The sequence below is a fragment of the Clostridium thermopalmarium DSM 5974 genome (genome assembly GCF_002995795.1).
In the GTDB taxonomy this organism is placed as follows: domain Bacteria; phylum Bacillota; class Clostridia; order Clostridiales; family Clostridiaceae; genus Clostridium_H; species Clostridium_H thermopalmarium.
Genome location: NZ_PVXN01000058.1, coordinates 1 through 15,711 on the forward strand (window position 1 = coordinate 1; position 15,711 = coordinate 15,711).

At 34.1% G+C, this 15,711-nt stretch carries 32 protein-coding genes; all 32 read left to right on the forward strand.

The window, feature by feature from the left end; genetic code table 11:
• The coding region (locus CPAL_RS11380; RefSeq protein WP_146126573.1) for an EF-Tu C-terminal domain-related protein at window positions 1-121 on the forward strand (121 nt) is incomplete at its 5' end.
• 395 nt (window positions 122-516) lie between these two features.
• Window positions 517-825: a 30S ribosomal protein S10 gene (rpsJ, locus tag CPAL_RS11385; RefSeq protein WP_061858392.1), complete on the forward strand. Its 309-nt coding sequence runs from the start codon at window positions 517-519 to the stop codon at window positions 823-825.
• A gap of 66 nt (window positions 826-891) precedes the next feature.
• Window positions 892-1,521: a 50S ribosomal protein L3 gene (gene rplC / locus CPAL_RS11390; RefSeq protein ID WP_061858393.1), complete on the forward strand. Its 630-nt coding sequence runs from the start codon at window positions 892-894 to the stop codon at window positions 1,519-1,521.
• 26 nt (window positions 1,522-1,547) lie between these two features.
• The gene (rplD, locus tag CPAL_RS11395) at window positions 1,548-2,168 is read left to right on the forward strand and encodes a 50S ribosomal protein L4 (protein WP_061858394.1); all 621 of its coding nucleotides are present in this window, start codon (window positions 1,548-1,550) and stop codon (window positions 2,166-2,168) included.
• The gene (gene rplW / locus CPAL_RS11400) at window positions 2,168-2,461 is read left to right on the forward strand and encodes a 50S ribosomal protein L23 (RefSeq protein WP_061858395.1); all 294 of its coding nucleotides are present in this window, start codon (window positions 2,168-2,170) and stop codon (window positions 2,459-2,461) included. Before rplD ends, rplW begins: the two co-directional genes overlap by 1 nt.
• Window positions 2,462-2,523: 62 nt before the next feature.
• Entirely contained in the window at window positions 2,524-3,357 is an 834-nt protein-coding gene (rplB, locus tag CPAL_RS11405; RefSeq protein WP_061858396.1) for a 50S ribosomal protein L2, read from the forward strand.
• Between the two features lie 74 nt (window positions 3,358-3,431).
• Window positions 3,432-3,716, forward strand: coding sequence for a 30S ribosomal protein S19 (gene rpsS / locus CPAL_RS11410; protein WP_061858397.1), 285 nt, complete (start codon window positions 3,432-3,434; stop codon window positions 3,714-3,716).
• Window positions 3,717-3,737: 21 nt separating this feature from the next.
• Window positions 3,738-4,073 (forward strand): 50S ribosomal protein L22, encoded by a 336-nt coding sequence (gene rplV / locus CPAL_RS11415; RefSeq protein WP_061858398.1) that lies wholly within the window; start codon window positions 3,738-3,740, stop codon window positions 4,071-4,073.
• A 15-nt stretch (window positions 4,074-4,088) separates the two neighbouring features.
• A complete protein-coding gene (rpsC, locus tag CPAL_RS11420; protein WP_106024665.1) occupies window positions 4,089-4,754 on the forward strand; it encodes a 30S ribosomal protein S3 in 666 nt (221 codons plus the stop codon).
• 17 nt (window positions 4,755-4,771) lie between these two features.
• Window positions 4,772-5,215, forward strand: coding sequence for a 50S ribosomal protein L16 (gene rplP / locus CPAL_RS11425; protein WP_061858400.1), 444 nt, complete (start codon window positions 4,772-4,774; stop codon window positions 5,213-5,215).
• Entirely contained in the window at window positions 5,205-5,417 is a 213-nt protein-coding gene (gene rpmC, locus CPAL_RS11430; protein ID WP_061858401.1) for a 50S ribosomal protein L29, read from the forward strand. Before rplP ends, rpmC begins: the two co-directional genes overlap by 11 nt.
• Window positions 5,418-5,439: 22 nt before the next feature.
• Complete coding sequence (gene rpsQ, locus CPAL_RS11435; protein WP_061858402.1) at window positions 5,440-5,694, forward strand: 30S ribosomal protein S17; 255 nt, start codon at window positions 5,440-5,442, stop codon at window positions 5,692-5,694.
• Between the two features lie 27 nt (window positions 5,695-5,721).
• Window positions 5,722-6,096: a 50S ribosomal protein L14 gene (gene rplN, locus CPAL_RS11440; RefSeq protein ID WP_061858403.1), complete on the forward strand. Its 375-nt coding sequence runs from the start codon at window positions 5,722-5,724 to the stop codon at window positions 6,094-6,096.
• A 16-nt stretch (window positions 6,097-6,112) separates the two neighbouring features.
• On the forward strand, window positions 6,113-6,430 hold the full coding sequence (gene rplX / locus CPAL_RS11445; RefSeq protein ID WP_061858404.1) for a 50S ribosomal protein L24: 318 nt from the start codon (window positions 6,113-6,115) through the stop codon (window positions 6,428-6,430).
• Between the two features lie 22 nt (window positions 6,431-6,452).
• Window positions 6,453-6,992 (forward strand): 50S ribosomal protein L5, encoded by a 540-nt coding sequence (rplE, locus tag CPAL_RS11450; RefSeq protein WP_061858405.1) that lies wholly within the window; start codon window positions 6,453-6,455, stop codon window positions 6,990-6,992.
• A gap of 15 nt (window positions 6,993-7,007) precedes the next feature.
• Window positions 7,008-7,193, forward strand: a complete 186-nt coding sequence (locus tag CPAL_RS11455; protein WP_061858406.1) for a type Z 30S ribosomal protein S14 — start codon at window positions 7,008-7,010, stop codon at window positions 7,191-7,193.
• Window positions 7,194-7,223: 30 nt separating this feature from the next.
• A complete protein-coding gene (rpsH, locus tag CPAL_RS11460; RefSeq protein WP_061858407.1) occupies window positions 7,224-7,619 on the forward strand; it encodes a 30S ribosomal protein S8 in 396 nt (131 codons plus the stop codon).
• 25 nt (window positions 7,620-7,644) lie between these two features.
• Window positions 7,645-8,184 (forward strand): 50S ribosomal protein L6, encoded by a 540-nt coding sequence (gene rplF, locus CPAL_RS11465; protein WP_061858408.1) that lies wholly within the window; start codon window positions 7,645-7,647, stop codon window positions 8,182-8,184.
• A 30-nt stretch (window positions 8,185-8,214) separates the two neighbouring features.
• Window positions 8,215-8,577: a 50S ribosomal protein L18 gene (gene rplR / locus CPAL_RS11470; RefSeq protein WP_061858409.1), complete on the forward strand. Its 363-nt coding sequence runs from the start codon at window positions 8,215-8,217 to the stop codon at window positions 8,575-8,577.
• Window positions 8,578-8,593: 16 nt separating this feature from the next.
• On the forward strand, window positions 8,594-9,091 hold the full coding sequence (gene rpsE / locus CPAL_RS11475; protein WP_061858410.1) for a 30S ribosomal protein S5: 498 nt from the start codon (window positions 8,594-8,596) through the stop codon (window positions 9,089-9,091).
• Between the two features lie 13 nt (window positions 9,092-9,104).
• Window positions 9,105-9,284, forward strand: coding sequence for a 50S ribosomal protein L30 (gene rpmD, locus CPAL_RS11480; RefSeq protein WP_061858411.1), 180 nt, complete (start codon window positions 9,105-9,107; stop codon window positions 9,282-9,284).
• 18 nt (window positions 9,285-9,302) lie between these two features.
• Window positions 9,303-9,743, forward strand: coding sequence for a 50S ribosomal protein L15 (gene rplO, locus CPAL_RS11485; protein ID WP_061858412.1), 441 nt, complete (start codon window positions 9,303-9,305; stop codon window positions 9,741-9,743).
• A 1-nt stretch (window position 9,744) separates the two neighbouring features.
• Window positions 9,745-11,019, forward strand: a complete 1,275-nt coding sequence (gene secY / locus CPAL_RS11490) for a preprotein translocase subunit SecY (protein ID WP_061858413.1) — start codon at window positions 9,745-9,747, stop codon at window positions 11,017-11,019.
• Between the two features lie 30 nt (window positions 11,020-11,049).
• A complete protein-coding gene (locus CPAL_RS11495; protein WP_061858414.1) occupies window positions 11,050-11,700 on the forward strand; it encodes an adenylate kinase in 651 nt (216 codons plus the stop codon).
• Entirely contained in the window at window positions 11,701-12,447 is a 747-nt protein-coding gene (map, locus tag CPAL_RS11500) for a type I methionyl aminopeptidase (RefSeq protein WP_061858415.1), read from the forward strand.
• Between the two features lie 14 nt (window positions 12,448-12,461).
• Window positions 12,462-12,743, forward strand: a complete 282-nt coding sequence (locus CPAL_RS11505; protein WP_061858416.1) for a KOW domain-containing RNA-binding protein — start codon at window positions 12,462-12,464, stop codon at window positions 12,741-12,743.
• A 7-nt stretch (window positions 12,744-12,750) separates the two neighbouring features.
• Window positions 12,751-12,969, forward strand: a complete 219-nt coding sequence (gene infA / locus CPAL_RS11510; protein WP_061858417.1) for a translation initiation factor IF-1 — start codon at window positions 12,751-12,753, stop codon at window positions 12,967-12,969.
• Between the two features lie 15 nt (window positions 12,970-12,984).
• Window positions 12,985-13,098, forward strand: coding sequence for a 50S ribosomal protein L36 (gene rpmJ / locus CPAL_RS11515; protein WP_002509257.1), 114 nt, complete (start codon window positions 12,985-12,987; stop codon window positions 13,096-13,098).
• Between the two features lie 157 nt (window positions 13,099-13,255).
• A complete protein-coding gene (gene rpsM / locus CPAL_RS11520; protein ID WP_061858418.1) occupies window positions 13,256-13,627 on the forward strand; it encodes a 30S ribosomal protein S13 in 372 nt (123 codons plus the stop codon).
• 9 nt (window positions 13,628-13,636) lie between these two features.
• Entirely contained in the window at window positions 13,637-14,038 is a 402-nt protein-coding gene (gene rpsK / locus CPAL_RS11525; RefSeq protein WP_061858419.1) for a 30S ribosomal protein S11, read from the forward strand.
• Between the two features lie 28 nt (window positions 14,039-14,066).
• Window positions 14,067-14,687, forward strand: a complete 621-nt coding sequence (rpsD, locus tag CPAL_RS11530; RefSeq protein WP_061858420.1) for a 30S ribosomal protein S4 — start codon at window positions 14,067-14,069, stop codon at window positions 14,685-14,687.
• A 65-nt stretch (window positions 14,688-14,752) separates the two neighbouring features.
• Complete coding sequence (locus tag CPAL_RS11535; protein WP_106024666.1) at window positions 14,753-15,700, forward strand: DNA-directed RNA polymerase subunit alpha; 948 nt, start codon at window positions 14,753-14,755, stop codon at window positions 15,698-15,700.
• Window positions 15,701-15,711 lie beyond the last annotated feature (11 nt).

Consider the following 15,711-nt stretch of genomic DNA (forward strand, 5'->3'; position numbering starts at 1 on the left):
CCACATCGACATGAACGTAGAATTAATCACACCAGTAGCAATGGAAGCAGGATTAAGATTTGCTATAAGAGAAGGTGGAAGAACAGTAGGTTCAGGAGTTGTTACTTCAATAGTAGAATAGTTTTAAGTTTTTTATAGATTGTTACGCGTAATAAAAATGTAAAAAAGGCCTTTATATAAAGTGAAAGGAGAGGGGGACGCCCTTCTCCTTTCACTTATGAGTGTAAAAACATAACATTATGAAAGAATTTGTGATAAAAAAGAAAAAATACTTGTCAAAATCAAAAAAATATTATACAATGTAAGAGTTGTGACACGAGAATGGCGATGAAGCAAGAGGTTGCTGGGATTACCAGGATATTCTTAGCTGAGCATGCTTTGATCTTGAATCGGGCGGCAGCGATATGGATATGTGTTTCATTGTTTGTATAAAATAATGCAACGCGTGGAACAGTTTACATAACGCTGATGTTACATCCATGAATTAATGAGTAGTGAAAAGGAGGGAAATAAAAAATGGCAAACCAAAAAATAAGAATTAGATTAAAAGCTTTTGATCATACAATATTAGATCAATCAGCTGAAAAAATTGTTGAGACAGCGAAAAGCACAGGCGCTAAAGTAGCTGGTCCAGTACCACTACCAACTGAAAAAGATGTGGTTACAATTTTAAGAGCGACACATAAATATAAAGATTCTAGAGAACAATTTGAAATCAGAACACATAAGAGATTAATCGATATATTAAGTCCATCACCAAAGACTGTTGATGCATTAATGAGATTAGACTTACCAGCAGGTGTTGACATCGAAATAAAATTATAAAAAAAGATTAATAATGAGATATTATGATCGGAAGCGATCCGCTAATATTTTAGGAGGTGCAAAGGAATGAAAAAAGCTATATTAGGAAGAAAACTAGGAATGACTCAAATATTTGACGAGAGTGGTAAAGTTATTCCAGTTACAGTTGTTGAAGCAGGTCCTTGTGTAGTAACTCAAAAAAAGACAGAAGAAAAAGATGGTTATAATGCTATACAAGTAGGCTTTGGAGATATAAGAGAAAAATTAGTTAATAAGCCTAAAAAAGGACACTTCGCAAAGGCTGGAGTAGCACCTAAGAGAATTCTTAAAGAGTTCAGATTAGAAAATATCGAAGGATATGAAGTTGGAAGCGAAATCAAAGTTGATATATTTGAAAAAGGAGAAAAGGTGGATGTATCGGGAGTTTCTAAGGGTAAGGGATTCCAAGGTACAATAAAGAGATGGAACTTCTCTAGAGGACCAATGGCACACGGTTCTAAATATCATAGAGGTGTTGGTTCAATGGGAGCTTCATCATATCCATCAAGAACATTCAAAAACAAGAAGATGCCTGGACATATGGGACACAGAAATACAACTGTCCTAAACCTTGAAGTTGTAAAAGTTATGCCAGAGAAAAATGTTATTTTAATTAAAGGTGGAATTCCAGGACCAAACAAGGGTTACGTTGTAATAAGAAATACAGTAAAAGCTTAACGTTTTAGAAGAAAGGAGGATAAAGAATGCCTACAGTAGATTTATATAATAGAGAAGGGCAAAAAGTTGGAGATATACAATTATCAGACAACGTATTTGCAGTAGAAGTTAATGAAAATGTATTACATCAAGTTGTAGTTGCGCAACTTGCAAATAAAAGACAAGGGACACAATCAGCTAAAACTAGAGCTGAGGTTTCTGGAGGTGGAAAAAAACCTTGGAGACAAAAGGGAACTGGTAGAGCAAGACAAGGTTCAATTAGAGCTCCACAATGGATACATGGTGGTGTAGTATTCGCTCCAAAACCAAGAGATTACAGAATGTCAATCCCTAAGTCAATGAGAAGAGTTGCTATGAAGTCAGCTTTAACAAGCAAAGTAAATGATAATAACATAGTAGTTCTTGAAAGTTTAGAATTAGAAGCACCAAAAACTAAAGAAATGGTTAAGATGATAAATGCTTTTGAAGCTAAAAAACCATTAATAGTAGTACCAGAAAGTAATGAGGTTGTTTACAAATCAGTAAGAAACATTGAAGGTGCAACTGTTATGCCAGTAAACAACTTAAATGTTTATGACATATTAAAACATGATAAATTCATCGTTACTAAGGAAGCGGTTGCTAAAATTGAGGAGGTGTATGCATAATGATGTTAAACAGTTACGATATAATAAAAAGACCTGTAATAACTGAAAAAAGCATGTCTGCTATGGCAGATAGAAAGTACACCTTCATCGTAGATATACATGCAAATAAATCTCAAATAAAAAGAGCAGTTGAAGAAGTGTTTGGTGTAAAAGTTCAAGAAGTTAACACTGCTAGAATAATGGGAAAAGTAAAAAGAGTTGGAGTTCATGTTGGTAAGAGACCTGACTATAAAAAAGCAGTGGTTACATTAACACCAGATAGCAAGACAATTGAATTCTTTGAAGGAATGTAAGATATAGATAAAGCTGTTATTGGTAAGAATACCAGATAAGCGATAAGAAGGAGGGAACTTAGATGGCAGTTAAAAAGTTTAGACCAGTTACACCTTCACTTAGACAGATGACAGTTTCTACTTTTGAGGAAATTACTACAGATAAGCCTGAAAAATCACTTTTAGTTTCATTAAATAAAAAGGCTGGAAGAAACTCTCAAGGTAAAATAACTGTTCGTCATCGTGGCGGTGGGGCTAAGAGAAAATATAGAATAATAGATTTTAAGAGAAATAAGGATGGAATACCTGCAAAGGTAGCAACAATAGAATACGACCCAAACAGAACAGCTTACATAGCCTTAGTTGTATATGCTGACGGTGAAAAGAGATATATAATTGCACCAGTTGGATTAAAGGTTGGAGATGTTGTGGTATCTGGTCCAGATGCAGATATTAAACCAGGTAACGCACTTCCATTAGCGAATATACCTGTAGGTACAGTAATTCATAATATAGAATTACAAGCTGGAAAAGGCGGCCAAATAGTAAGAGCAGCTGGAGCATCAGCACAACTTATGGCTAAAGAAGGTAAGTATGCTATTTTAAGATTACCAAGTGGCGAAATGAGATATGTTAATATCCAATGTAGAGCTACAGTTGGGACTGTATCTAACTTAACAAATGATATAATAAACATTGGTAAAGCAGGAAGAAAGAGACATATGGGTTGGAGACCAACTGTAAGAGGATCTGTAATGAACCCTAATGATCACCCACACGGTGGTGGAGAAGGTAGATCTCCAATTGGACGTCCAAGTCCAGTTACTCCATGGGGTAAACCAGCTCTTGGATATAAGACTAGAAAGAACAATAAATACTCTGATAGAATGATTATCAAGAGAAGAGGTCAAAAGTAGTAAATAGATGAATAAAGAAGAGAATGTTAATTCTCTTCCTAAGCTTTTACATTATATGAAGGGAGGATACAGAGTTGAGTAGATCACTTAAAAAAGGGCCTTTCGTTGCAGAATCGTTAATGAAGAAAATTGAGGAAATGAATGCGAAAGGTGAAAAGAAAGTTATAAAGACTTGGTCAAGAAGTTCAACAATATTCCCTCAGATGGTAGGTCATACTATAGCTGTTCATGATGGTAGAAAGCATGTTCCGGTGTATATAAGTGAAGATATGGTAGGACACAAACTAGGCGAATTTGTATTGACAAGAACATTTAAAGGCCACGTAGATAAGAGCGAAAAGTCATCACGTGTAAGATAGCAAAGGGAAGGAGGAACTAAGATGGAAGCTAGAGCTATAGCAAAGTATGTGAGAATATCTCCAAGAAAAGTTAGAGTTGTTCTTGATTTAGTAAGAGGTAAAAATGTAAACGAAGCTTTTGCTATATTGAAATACACTCCAAAAGATTCAGCTGCTGCAATTTTAAAAGTATTAAAATCAGCTGTAGCTAATGCAGAGAATAATTTTAACTTAGATGTTAATAAATTATATGTTGCAGAGGCTTATGCAAACCAAGGACCAACATTAAAGAGATTTAAACCACGCGCACAAGGTAGAGCGTATTCAATAATGAAAAGAACTAGTCATATAGTACTAGTAGTTAAAGAAAGAGCATAGAAGGAGGGAAATAGAGTGGGACAAAAAGTACATCCACATGGCCTCAGAGTCGGCGTTATAAAGGATTGGGATGCTAAATGGTATGCAGACGATAAAAATTTTGCAGATAACCTAATCGAAGATGATAAAGTTAGAAAATTTATTAAGAATAAATGCTACTCAGCAGGTATTGCTAGAATAGAGATAGAAAGAACCCCAAAGAGAATAAAGATAAATATTCATACTGCTAAGCCAGGAATGCTTATTGGAAAAGGCGGAAAAGGTATAGAAGAATTAAAAAGCGAAATACTTTCAATAGTAAGAGAAAAGAACGTAATAATTAATATTGTTGAAGTTAAGAAGCCTGAAGTTGATGCTCAATTGATGGCAGAAAACATTGCTCAACAACTTGAAAAGAGAATTTCTTTCAGAAGAGCTATGAAGCAAACTATTCAAAGAGCTATGAAGAGCGGAGTTAAAGGTGTTAAAACTGCTTGCTCTGGAAGACTTGGTGGTGCTGAAATAGCTAGAACAGAACAATATCATGAAGGAACAATTCCTCTACAAACACTTAGAGCAGATATTGATTACGGATTTGCAGAAGCAAATACAACATACGGAAAAATAGGAGTTAAAGTTTGGGTATATAAAGGCGAAATTCTTCCAACAAAAAAAGTGAAAACAGAAGAAGTTAGCCAATAAGGAAGGAGGAATAGGTTATGTTGATGCCTAAAAGGGTAAAACATCGTAAAGTTCAACGTGGCAATATGAAAGGAAAAGCTACAAGAGGAAATTTTATTGCATACGGTGATTACGCTATACAAGCAACTGAGCCAGGTTGGCTAACAAGCAACCAAATAGAAGCTGCCAGAATAGCGATAAATAGATATATAAAAAGAGGTGGAAAGCTTTGGATTAAGGTTTTCCCAGATAAGCCAGTAACTGAAAAACCTGCAGAAACTCGTATGGGTTCTGGTAAAGGTTCACCAGAATATTGGGTAGCTGTAGTTAAACCAGGTAGAGTATTATTCGAATTATCTGGAGTATCTGAAGATGTCGCTAGAGAAGCTATGAGACTTGCTTCACATAAGCTTCCTATGAAGACTAAGTTTGTAACAAGAAAAGATTTTGAACAAATGGGTGGTGAAGTAAATGAGGGCTAATGAATTACAAGAACTAAGACAAAGTTCTTCTCAAGAATTGTCAACTAAATTAAATGATTTAAAAGCTGAATTGTTTAATTTAAGATTTCAATTAGCAACTGGCCAACTTGAAAACCCAATGAGAATAAGACAGGTTAAAAAATCAATAGCTCAAGTTAAAACAATACTTAGAGAAAAAGAGTTAAAGGTACTTGAACAGTAGTATGCTGAAAGGAGGTAATCCTGTGGAAAGAGGTAACAGAAAGACCAGAATAGGAAGAGTTGTTTCTGATAAAATGGAAAAGACTATTGTAGTTGCAGTTGAAGATAAAGTTCGTCATCCTTTATATGGAAAGACAATAAATAGAACTAAGAAATTTAAGGTTCATGATGAAAATAATGAAGCTGGAATCAATGATAGAGTGTTAATAATGGAAACTAGACCATTATCTAAAGATAAGAGATGGAGATTAGTGGAAATCGTTGAAAAGGCAAAATAATTCAATGATTGAAAGGAGGGTATTTATATGATACAGCCACAAACTCGCTTAAAAGTAGCAGATAATACTGGAGCAAAAGAGATTATGTGCATAAGAGTTTTAGGCGGTTCTAAAAGAAAATATGGCAACATAGGGGATGTAATTGTTGCTAGTGTTAAGAGTGCAACACCAGGCGGAGTTGTAAAAAAAGGTGATGTAGTTAAAGCAGTTATAGTAAGATCTAAAAGAGGAGTAAGAAGAATAGACGGTTCATATATTAAATTTGATGATAACGCTGCGGTTATTATCAAAGATGATAAACAACCAAGAGGAACTCGTATATTTGGACCTATTGCAAGAGAATTAAGAGAAAAAGATAAAGAATTCAATAAAATATTATCATTAGCACCTGAAGTTCTATAAAAGGGAGGTGGCTGTGATGGCTAAAGTTCATGTAAGAAGAACAGACAAAGTAGTTGTTATTTCAGGTAAAGATAAAGGTAAAGTAAGCGAAGTATTAGCTGTATATCCTAAGACTGGAAAAGTTTTAGTTAAGGATGTAAATATAGTTACTAAACATATGAAACCTAATAGAGAAAATATGCAAGGTGGAATAGTTAAGAAAGAAGCGCCTATAAATAGTTCAAAAGTTATGTTATATTGCACAAATTGTAATTCTGCTACAAGAATTAGTAAAAAGCTTTTAGAAGATGGAACAAAAGTTAGAGTATGCAAGAAGTGCGGAGAAATACTATAGACTTTGAAAGGAGGTTCACTAAATGACTAGACTACAAGAAAAATACAACACAGAAGTAGTACCAGCTCTTATGGAGAAGTTTGGTTATAAAAACATAATGGAAGTACCAAAACTTGAAAAAGTTGTTGTGAATATGGGTGTAGGAGAAGCTAAGGATAATTCTAAAGTATTAGAATCAGCTGTAGCTGACTTACAACAAATCACAGGACAAAAACCAGTAGTTACAAGAGCTAAAAAATCTGTAGCTAACTTCAAAGTAAGACAAAATATGCCTATTGGATGTAAGGTTACATTAAGAAAAGATAAAATGTTTGAATTTGTAGATAAATTAATGAACGTAGCTTTACCAAGAGTTAGAGACTTTAGAGGAGTATCTTCTAAATCTTTTGATGGTAGAGGAAATTATGCATTAGGAATTAAGGAACAAATCATATTCCCAGAAATCGAATATGATAAGATAGATAAAGTAAGAGGTATGGATGTAATATTTGTTACTACAGCTAAGACCGATGAAGAAGCAAGAGAATTGCTTAGATATTTAGGTATGCCATTTGCTCAATAGTAAGGAGGTAGAAACATGGCACGTAAAGCGATGATTGAAAAGTGGAAGAGGACTCCTAAATATTCAACTAGAGCTTATACTAGATGCAGAATATGCGGAAGACCACACGCTGTTTTAAAGAAATATGGAATATGTCGTATCTGCTTTAGAGAATTAGCCTATAAAGGACAAATTCCTGGATGCAGAAAAGCTAGTTGGTAAAACATTGTTATTAGAAAGGAGGCATAATAAATGGTTATGACAGACCCTATTGCTGATATGCTAACTCGTATAAGAAATGCAAATATAGTTAGACATGAAGTCGTTGAAGTACCGTCTTCAAATGTAAAAAAAGCCATCGCTAACATATTACTTCAAGAAGGATATGTTAAAGATGTAGAAGAGTATACAGATGGAGCGGTTCCAATGCTTAGATTGTCTTTAAAATATCAAGGAAAAGAAAGAGTTATAACTGGACTAAAAAGAATATCAAAGCCAGGTTTAAGAGTTTATTGTAAAAAAGATAATATACCTAAGGTGTTAAACGGATTAGGAATTGCTATCGTATCAACTTCTAAAGGAATAGTTACAGATAAAGAAGCAAGAAAATTAGGTTTAGGTGGAGAAGTTATCTGTTATATTTGGTAATTTAACGTGAACAGGAGGTGCTATAATGTCAAGAGTAGGAAGACTTCCAATAGATATACCTAATGGAGTAAGTGTTACTGTAACACCAGACAACGTTGTTACAGTAAAAGGACCAAAAGGAGAATTAACTAAAGCTATGCATAAAGATATGAGTATAGCTGTAGAAGACAATAAAGTTGTTGTTACAAGACCAAGTGATATGGCTCAACACAGAGCGTTACATGGTTTAACAAGAGCTTTAATAAAGAATATGGTTGTTGGTGTAAGTGAAGGATACCAAAAAACTTTAGAATTAGTTGGAGTTGGATACAGAGCTCAATTAAAAGGAAAAGACTTAATATTAAATCTTGGATATTCACATCCAGTTGAAATACAGGCTGTTAAAGGTGTAGAGTACTCAGTTCCAGAACCAACAAAAGTTGTTGTTAGTGGAATTGATAAAGAACTAGTTGGTTCAGTTGCTGCAAATATAAGAGTATGGAGAAAACCAGAGCCATATAAAGGAAAAGGAATTAAGTATGCTGATGAAGTTATAAGACGTAAAGAAGGTAAGACTGGTAAGTAAGATAAATAACAGCAGAAAGGAGTGAATTAGATGTTCAAGAAAGAGAACAGACAAAAAACTAGAGTTAAGCGTCATTTAAGAGTGCGTAATAAAATTTCTGGTACTGCTGAGAAACCTAGATTAGCAGTATACAGAAGTGAAAAGAACATATATGCTCAAATAATTGATGATGTAGCTGGAAGAACTTTAGTATCAGCTTCAACTCTAGATAAAGATTATACTGGAAAAGTTGGAAGCAATAAAGAAGCTGCTAGAACTGTTGGAGCAATGATCGCTAAAAAGGCAATTGAAAAAGGTATAGAAGAAGTTGTTTTTGATAGAGGCGGATATGTATATCATGGAAGAGTAAAAGAACTTGCTGAAGGTGCAAGAGAAGCAGGCTTAAAATTCTAAAGAAGGAGGGAAAACAATGAGAATAGATCCTAGCACGCTAAATCTTAAAGAAAAGGTTGTATTCATAAATAGAGTTGCTAAGGTTGTTAAAGGTGGTAGAAACTTTAGATTTAGTGCTCTTGTTGTAGTAGGAGACGAAAACGGACACGTTGGCGTAGGAATGGGAAAATCTGTTGAAATACCTGAAGCTATAAGAAAAGGTATTGAAGATGCTAAAAAGCACTTAATAGAAGTAGCAGTTGTTAACGGAACTGTTCCTCACACAATACAAGGTGAATTCGGAAGAGGAAAGGTATTAATTATGCCAGCTAGCGAAGGTACTGGAGTTATAGCTGGTGGTCCTGTAAGAGCGGTATTAGAGTTAGCAGGATTAAAAGATGTTAGAGCAAAATCATTAGGGTCTAATAACCCAAAAAATATGGTCGGTGCAACATTAGACGGATTATCAAAATTAAGAACTGCAGAACAGATTGCTAAATTAAGAGGCAAGACTGTAGAAGAAATTTTAGGATAGGAGGGGATCGACCGTGGCTAAACTAAAAATAACATTAGTAAAGAGTACTATAGGTAGAAAAAAGGACCATATTGCTACTGTAAATGCTCTTGGATTAAAGAAAATAGGAAACAGTGTTGTTCACGAAGATACTCCTCAAGTTAAAGGTATGATAAATAAAGTGAGCTATCTTTTAACTGTTGAAGAAATATAATAAGAGGAGGTGTTATATATGAAACTTCATGAATTAAAACCTGCTGCAGGCTCAAGAAAGGCTCCAAAAAGAGTTGGTAGAGGAAATGGTTCAGGATTAGGTAAGACTGCCGGAAAAGGTCATAAAGGACAAAACGCTAGATCAGGCGGTGGCGTTAGACCAGGATTTGAAGGAGGTCAAATGCCTTTATATAGAAGATTACCTAAGAGAGGTTTTACTAATATATTTGCAAAAGAATATGTTGAAGTTAATGTAAATAGATTAAACATATTTGAAGATGGAACAGAAGTTACTCCAGAATTATTAAAACAACATGGAATAATTAGCAAAGTAAAAGATGGAGTTAAAATATTGGGTAATGGAGTTCTTGAGAAAAAACTAACTGTAAAAGCAACTAAATTTACCAAAGGCGCTATTGAGAAGATAGAATCCATGGGGGGAAAAGCAGAGGTGATATAAAATGTCAACCTTACGTAACGCTTGGAAAGTTCCCGAATTAAGAAAAAGAATTATATTCACATTTTTAATGGTAGCAATTATCAGGATGGGAAATCATATTCCTGTTCCTGGAATTGATACCGATGCACTAAAAAGTCTAGCAAAAGCGGGGACGCTATTTAGTTTTTACGATTTAATGTCAGGTGGAGCGCTAAGCAGTTTCAGTATTTTTGCTATGGGAGTTGTACCCTACATCAACTCATCAATTATATTTCAATTGCTTACCATAGCTATTCCTTCTCTTGAACAACTTTCTAAGGAAGGTGAAGAAGGAAGAAAAAAGATACAAAAGTATACTAGATACGCTGCAGTAGTTTTGGGTGCGCTTCAATCTTTTGGAACCTATGCTTTAATGAGAAATTATGGAGCTGTTCCCAACTTGGGTAAATTTGATGTATTTTTAATAGTTTTAACATTGACTACATCTTCTATCTTCTTAATGTGGTTAGGAGATCAGATAACTGTTAAAGGTATAGGAAACGGAGTATCATTGATAATATATATCAATATACTTTCAAGATTACCACAAGAAGTTCTTAAAATTGCTAGCTTACAAGAAACTGAGGCTGTAAGTATTGTTCAAATAGCACTATTGCTAATATTTGTTATAGCTTTATTTGTTATGGTTGTTATAGCTACTTTAGCTGAGAGAAGAATACCGATTCAGTATGCAGCTAAAAATTCTGGAGGAAGGATGTTTAGAGGACAGTCAACTCATATTCCTATAAACATGAATTCATCTGGTATTATAGCTATAATATTTGCTATGTCAGTAATGCAGTTTCCAGCTACAATAGCTAGTTTTTGGCCAGATTCTGCATTTAATAAATTTATAACCATGAGTAAATATAGTGTGTTTAGATATAATAGTTGGCCATATGCACTACTTTCTGTAGTATTGATAATATTCTTTACTTGGTTTTATACTGAAGTTACATTTAAACCAGAGGAAATGGCGGAAAATATACATAAATCTGCTGGATTTATACCTGGGGTAAGACCAGGGGAACCAACAGCAAGATTTATTGAAAAAGTATTACTAAGAGTATCAATACTAGGCGGTATATTTGCTGCTGTTATAGCTATAATTCCAATGGCAGTAGAAACATTTAGTGCATTTAAAGGATTATCCTTTGGAGGTACTTCGTTGCTAATAGAAGTTGGGGTTGCCCTTGATTTTATGAGACAATTAGAATCTCAATTAGTAATGAGACATTATAAAGGTTTCCTTAAATAAGAAATGGTAAAGAATTTGGAGTTGATATTTATGAGAATGATTTTGTTAGGTCCTCCAGGAGCAGGAAAAGGAACTCAGGCAAAATTAATAAGCGAAAAATACTCTATTCCTCATATATCTACTGGAGATATATTCAGAAAAAATATTTCTGAAAAAACACCATTAGGAATAAAAGCTAAAGAGTATATGGATAAAGGACAATTAGTTCCAGATGAATTAACTATAGATTTAGTAAAAGATAGATTAACAAATGAAGATTGTAAAGGTGGATTTCTACTAGATGGATTTCCAAGGACGGTAAAGCAAGCAGAAGCCTTAGAAGATTTTCTAAGAGATAAAGGAAAAGCTATAGACACTGCTTTGCTTATAAATGTACCTAACGAATTTATTTTAGAAAGAATGACAGGAAGAAGAGTTTGCCCATCATGCGGAGCAAGTTATCATGTTAAATTTAACCCTCCTAAAGTTAATGGAAAATGTGATATTTGCGGTAGCGAAATTGTTCAAAGGAAAGACGATACTGAAGATACAGTAAAAGAACGTTTAGATGTATATGAAAAGCAAACTCAACCATTAGTAGATTTCTATGCCTCAAGAGATCAATTATTTGTGGTTGATGGTACACAATCAATTGATGAGGTCTTTATTTCAATTTCTAATCATATAGAAGGCGATAAATAGATGATAATAATTAAAAGTAGCAGAGAAATTGAATATATGAGACGTGCAGGGAAGGTTGTTAGCGAAACCCTTGCTCTATTGCAAGAATTTGTGAAACCAGGAATAACTACTGGCGAGTTGGATAGAATAGCAGAGGAATATATAAGAAAATGCAATGCTGTTCCGTCTTTTAAAGGATATTATGGTTTCCCAGCTTCCATATGTACTTCTGTTAATGAGGAAGTAGTTCACGGTATACCAGGTAAAAGAGTGCTGCAAGAAGGAGATATAATAAGTATTGACTGTGGAGCCATCGTTGATGGTTATCATGGTGATGCGGCTAGAACTTTTGCTGTAGGAAGAATTTCTAAAGAAGCCGAGGAATTAATTAATGTTACCAAGGAAAGTTTTTTTAAAGGTGTAGAAAATGCAAGAGTTGGTAACAGATTAACTGATATATCATCAGCAATTCAAGAATATGCTGAAAGCCGAGGATATTCTATAGTTAGGGACTATGTTGGGCATGGTATTGGTATGGCAATGCATGAAGAACCTGAAGTTCCTAATTTCGGTAGACCAGGTCGAGGACCAAAGTTGGTGAAAGGCATGGTTTTAGCAATTGAACCAATGGTTAACATTGGTGCCTATGACGTAGAAGTTCTATCAAATGATTGGACTGTAGTTACTAAAGACAGAACATTATCAGCTCATTATGAAAACACTGTAGCTATTCTAGATAATGGTCCTGAAATATTGACATTAAGTTAACAGAGGTGGCCATAATGAATAAAGAAGAGCTTTTAGGAAGAGTTGTATACTCTAAAGCAGGAAGAGATGCAGGAAGAACATTTATAATACTTGATGTCATTGATGACAATTATGTAAGTATTGTAGATGGTGATTTACACAAAGTTGAAAAACCTAAGAAGAAAAAAGTAAAGCACTTAAGTATTACAAATACTGTTATTGAAGATATAAAAAAGCTGATAATTTCTAAAGAAAGTATTAGTAATGCAGAACTAAGAAAGTATTTAGGAAATAGGGACGTTATTAAGGAGGGTTAAGTACCTTATGTCTAAAGATGATGTAATTGAAATGCAAGGTACAGTTTTAGAAGCTTTGCCTAATGCTATGTTTCAAGTTGAATTAGAAAGTGGTCAAAAAATATTAGCTCATGTATCTGGGAAATTAAGAATGAATTTTATTAGAATTTTACCGGGTGACAAAGTTACAGTTGAGCTTTCTCCATATGATCTAACAAAAGGTAGAATAACTTGGAGAGCGAAATAGCAAGGAGGGTTAGGAATGAAAGTAAGACCATCAGTTAAACCAATTTGTGAAAAATGCAAGGTTATAAAAAGAAAAGGTAAAGTAATGGTTATATGCGAAAATCCTAAGCACAAGCAAAAACAAGGATGATAAATTATTACTAAAAAATTTAACAAAATGGTTGATAAAATAAATAATTTGCAATATTATGTATAAGTATGATATTGCATTATAAATAAGTTTATATGCGGCTGCTGACATAAATAAAGATGAAGTGAAAGTTGAAAATTAGGAGGTGTACAATTTAATGGCGAGAATAGCTGGTGTTGACCTACCAAAAGAAAAAAGAGTTGAGATAGGTTTAACTTATATTTATGGTATAGGTATTAACAGATCACATGAAATTCTTAAAGCAACTGGAGTAAATCCAGACACTAGAGTTAAAGATTTAAGAGAAGAAGAAGTAAATGCAATCAGAGATTACATTACTAAGAACTTCGTTGTTGAAGGAGATTTAAGAAGAAGAGTAGCTCTTGATATAAAGAGATTAGTTGAAATTGGATGTTATAGAGGAATTAGACACAGAAAAGGGCTTCCAGTAAGAGGACAAAAGACTAAGACAAATGCTAGAACTAGAAAAGGACCAAAAAAGACAATTAGCGGAAAGAAGAAAAAGTAATAAGGAGGGATGAAAGTGGCTAAAGCAAAGACTAAGAAGACTAGAAGAAAAAAAGAAAGAAAAAATATAGAACATGGTTGTGCACATATAAAATCAACTTTTAATAACTCAATAGTTACTTTAACTGATTCTGTTGGTAATGCTTTATCTTGGTCAAGTGCGGGAGCATTAGGATTTAAAGGATCAAGAAAAAGCACACCATTTGCAGCTCAAATGGCAGCTGAAGCAGCAGCTTCTGCAGCAATGGAACATGGGCTAAAGAGTGTAGAAGTATATGTAAAAGGACCAGGTGCTGGTAGAGAAGCAGCTATAAGATCATTACAAGCTGCAGGATTAGAAATTACTTTAATAAAAGACGTTACTCCAATACCACATAATGGTTGCAGACCACCAAAGAGAAGAAGAGTATAGTATATAGGAAACAGGAGGTGTTACTTGAATGGCTAGATATACAGGAGCTGTATGCAGAATATGCAGAAGAGAAGGCATGAAATTATTCCTTAAGGGTGATAGATGTTATACGGATAAATGTTCATTTGCAAGAAGAGGATATGCACCTGGACAACACGGGCAAAGCAGAAAGAAACTTTCTAACTACGGAATTCAATTAAGAGAAAAACAAAAGGCTAGAAAATTATATGGAATTTTTGAAGGTCAGTTCAGAAGATATTATGAGAAAGCTGCTCATATGAAGGGAATAACAGGTGAAAATCTGTTAAAACTTCTTGAAATGAGATTAGATAATGTAGTATACAGAATAGGCTTTGGAGGCTCAAGAGCAGAAGCTAGACAATTAGTTACACACGGACATTTCTTAGTGAACGGTAAAAAAGTAGATATACCTTCTTACCAAGTAAGCGTTGGAGATGTTATAACTGTTCGTGAAAAGAGCAGAGCTTCTGAAAAATTCAAGGTTTTTGCTGAAAACCCAAAAACAATGCCAGCTTGGTTACAAGGAAGTACAGAAAACTTTGAGGCAAAGGTTGTTGCTGAGCCAACTAGAGAAGATATTGATGTTCCAGTAAATGAAACATTAATTGTTGAGTTATACAGCAAATAATAATGGTAATTAGAATGGAATCAGTTGCCCTCAGTATGTGTATAATTCATTAAGGGAGGGTTCGTATGTTAGAGATAGAAAAACCCAAAATAGAATGTGTTGAGGCGTCTGAAGATGGTACTTATGGTAAGTTTGTCATAGAACCATTGGAAAGAGGATATGGGATAACTTTAGGAAATTCTTTAAGAAGAATCTTATTATCTTCACTGCCAGGAGTTGCTGCGAATTCTATTAAAATTGATGGAGTTTTACATGAATTTTCAACAGTTACTGGAGTTAAGGAAGACGTAACAGAGCTAATCCTTAATGTTAAAGGTTTAGCATTAAAGATGAGTGAAGAAGGTCCAAAGACTATATATATAGATGCTCAAGGACCTGGAGAAGTAACTGCTGATGATATTATTTCCGATGGAAGTGTTGAAGTCGTTAATAAAGATATGCATATAGCTACTTTAGAGGACGATGGGAAACTTTACATGGAAATTAATGTTGATAAAGGTAGAGGATACGTAACTCAAAATAGAAATAAAAGGGAAGATCTTCCAATAGGTGTTATACCGGTTGATTCAATCTATACTCCAATTAAAAGAGTTAATTTTTCAGTGGAGAACACTAGGGTTGGTCAAATTACTGACTATGATAAATTAACTCTTGAAGTATGGACTAACGGTACTATAAAGCCAGAGGAAGCTATTAGTCTTTCAGCTAAAATTCTTATTGAGCATTTCAAGCTATTTATGACACTTACAGATCATGCTGATGATGTAGAAATAATGGTTGAGAAAGAAGAAGATAAGAAAGAGAAAGTTCTTGAAATGACAATAGAAGAACTAGATTTATCTGTAAGAAGTTATAACTGCTTAAAGAGAGCGGGAATAAATACTGTACAAGAACTTACAGAAAGAACTATGGATGATATGATGAAGGTTAGAAATCTAGGTAAAAAGTCTTTAGAAGAAGTACAAGAAAAGCTTGCTGCTCTAGGCCTAGGTTTAAAAAAATCCGATGAGTAAAGGAGGATGAA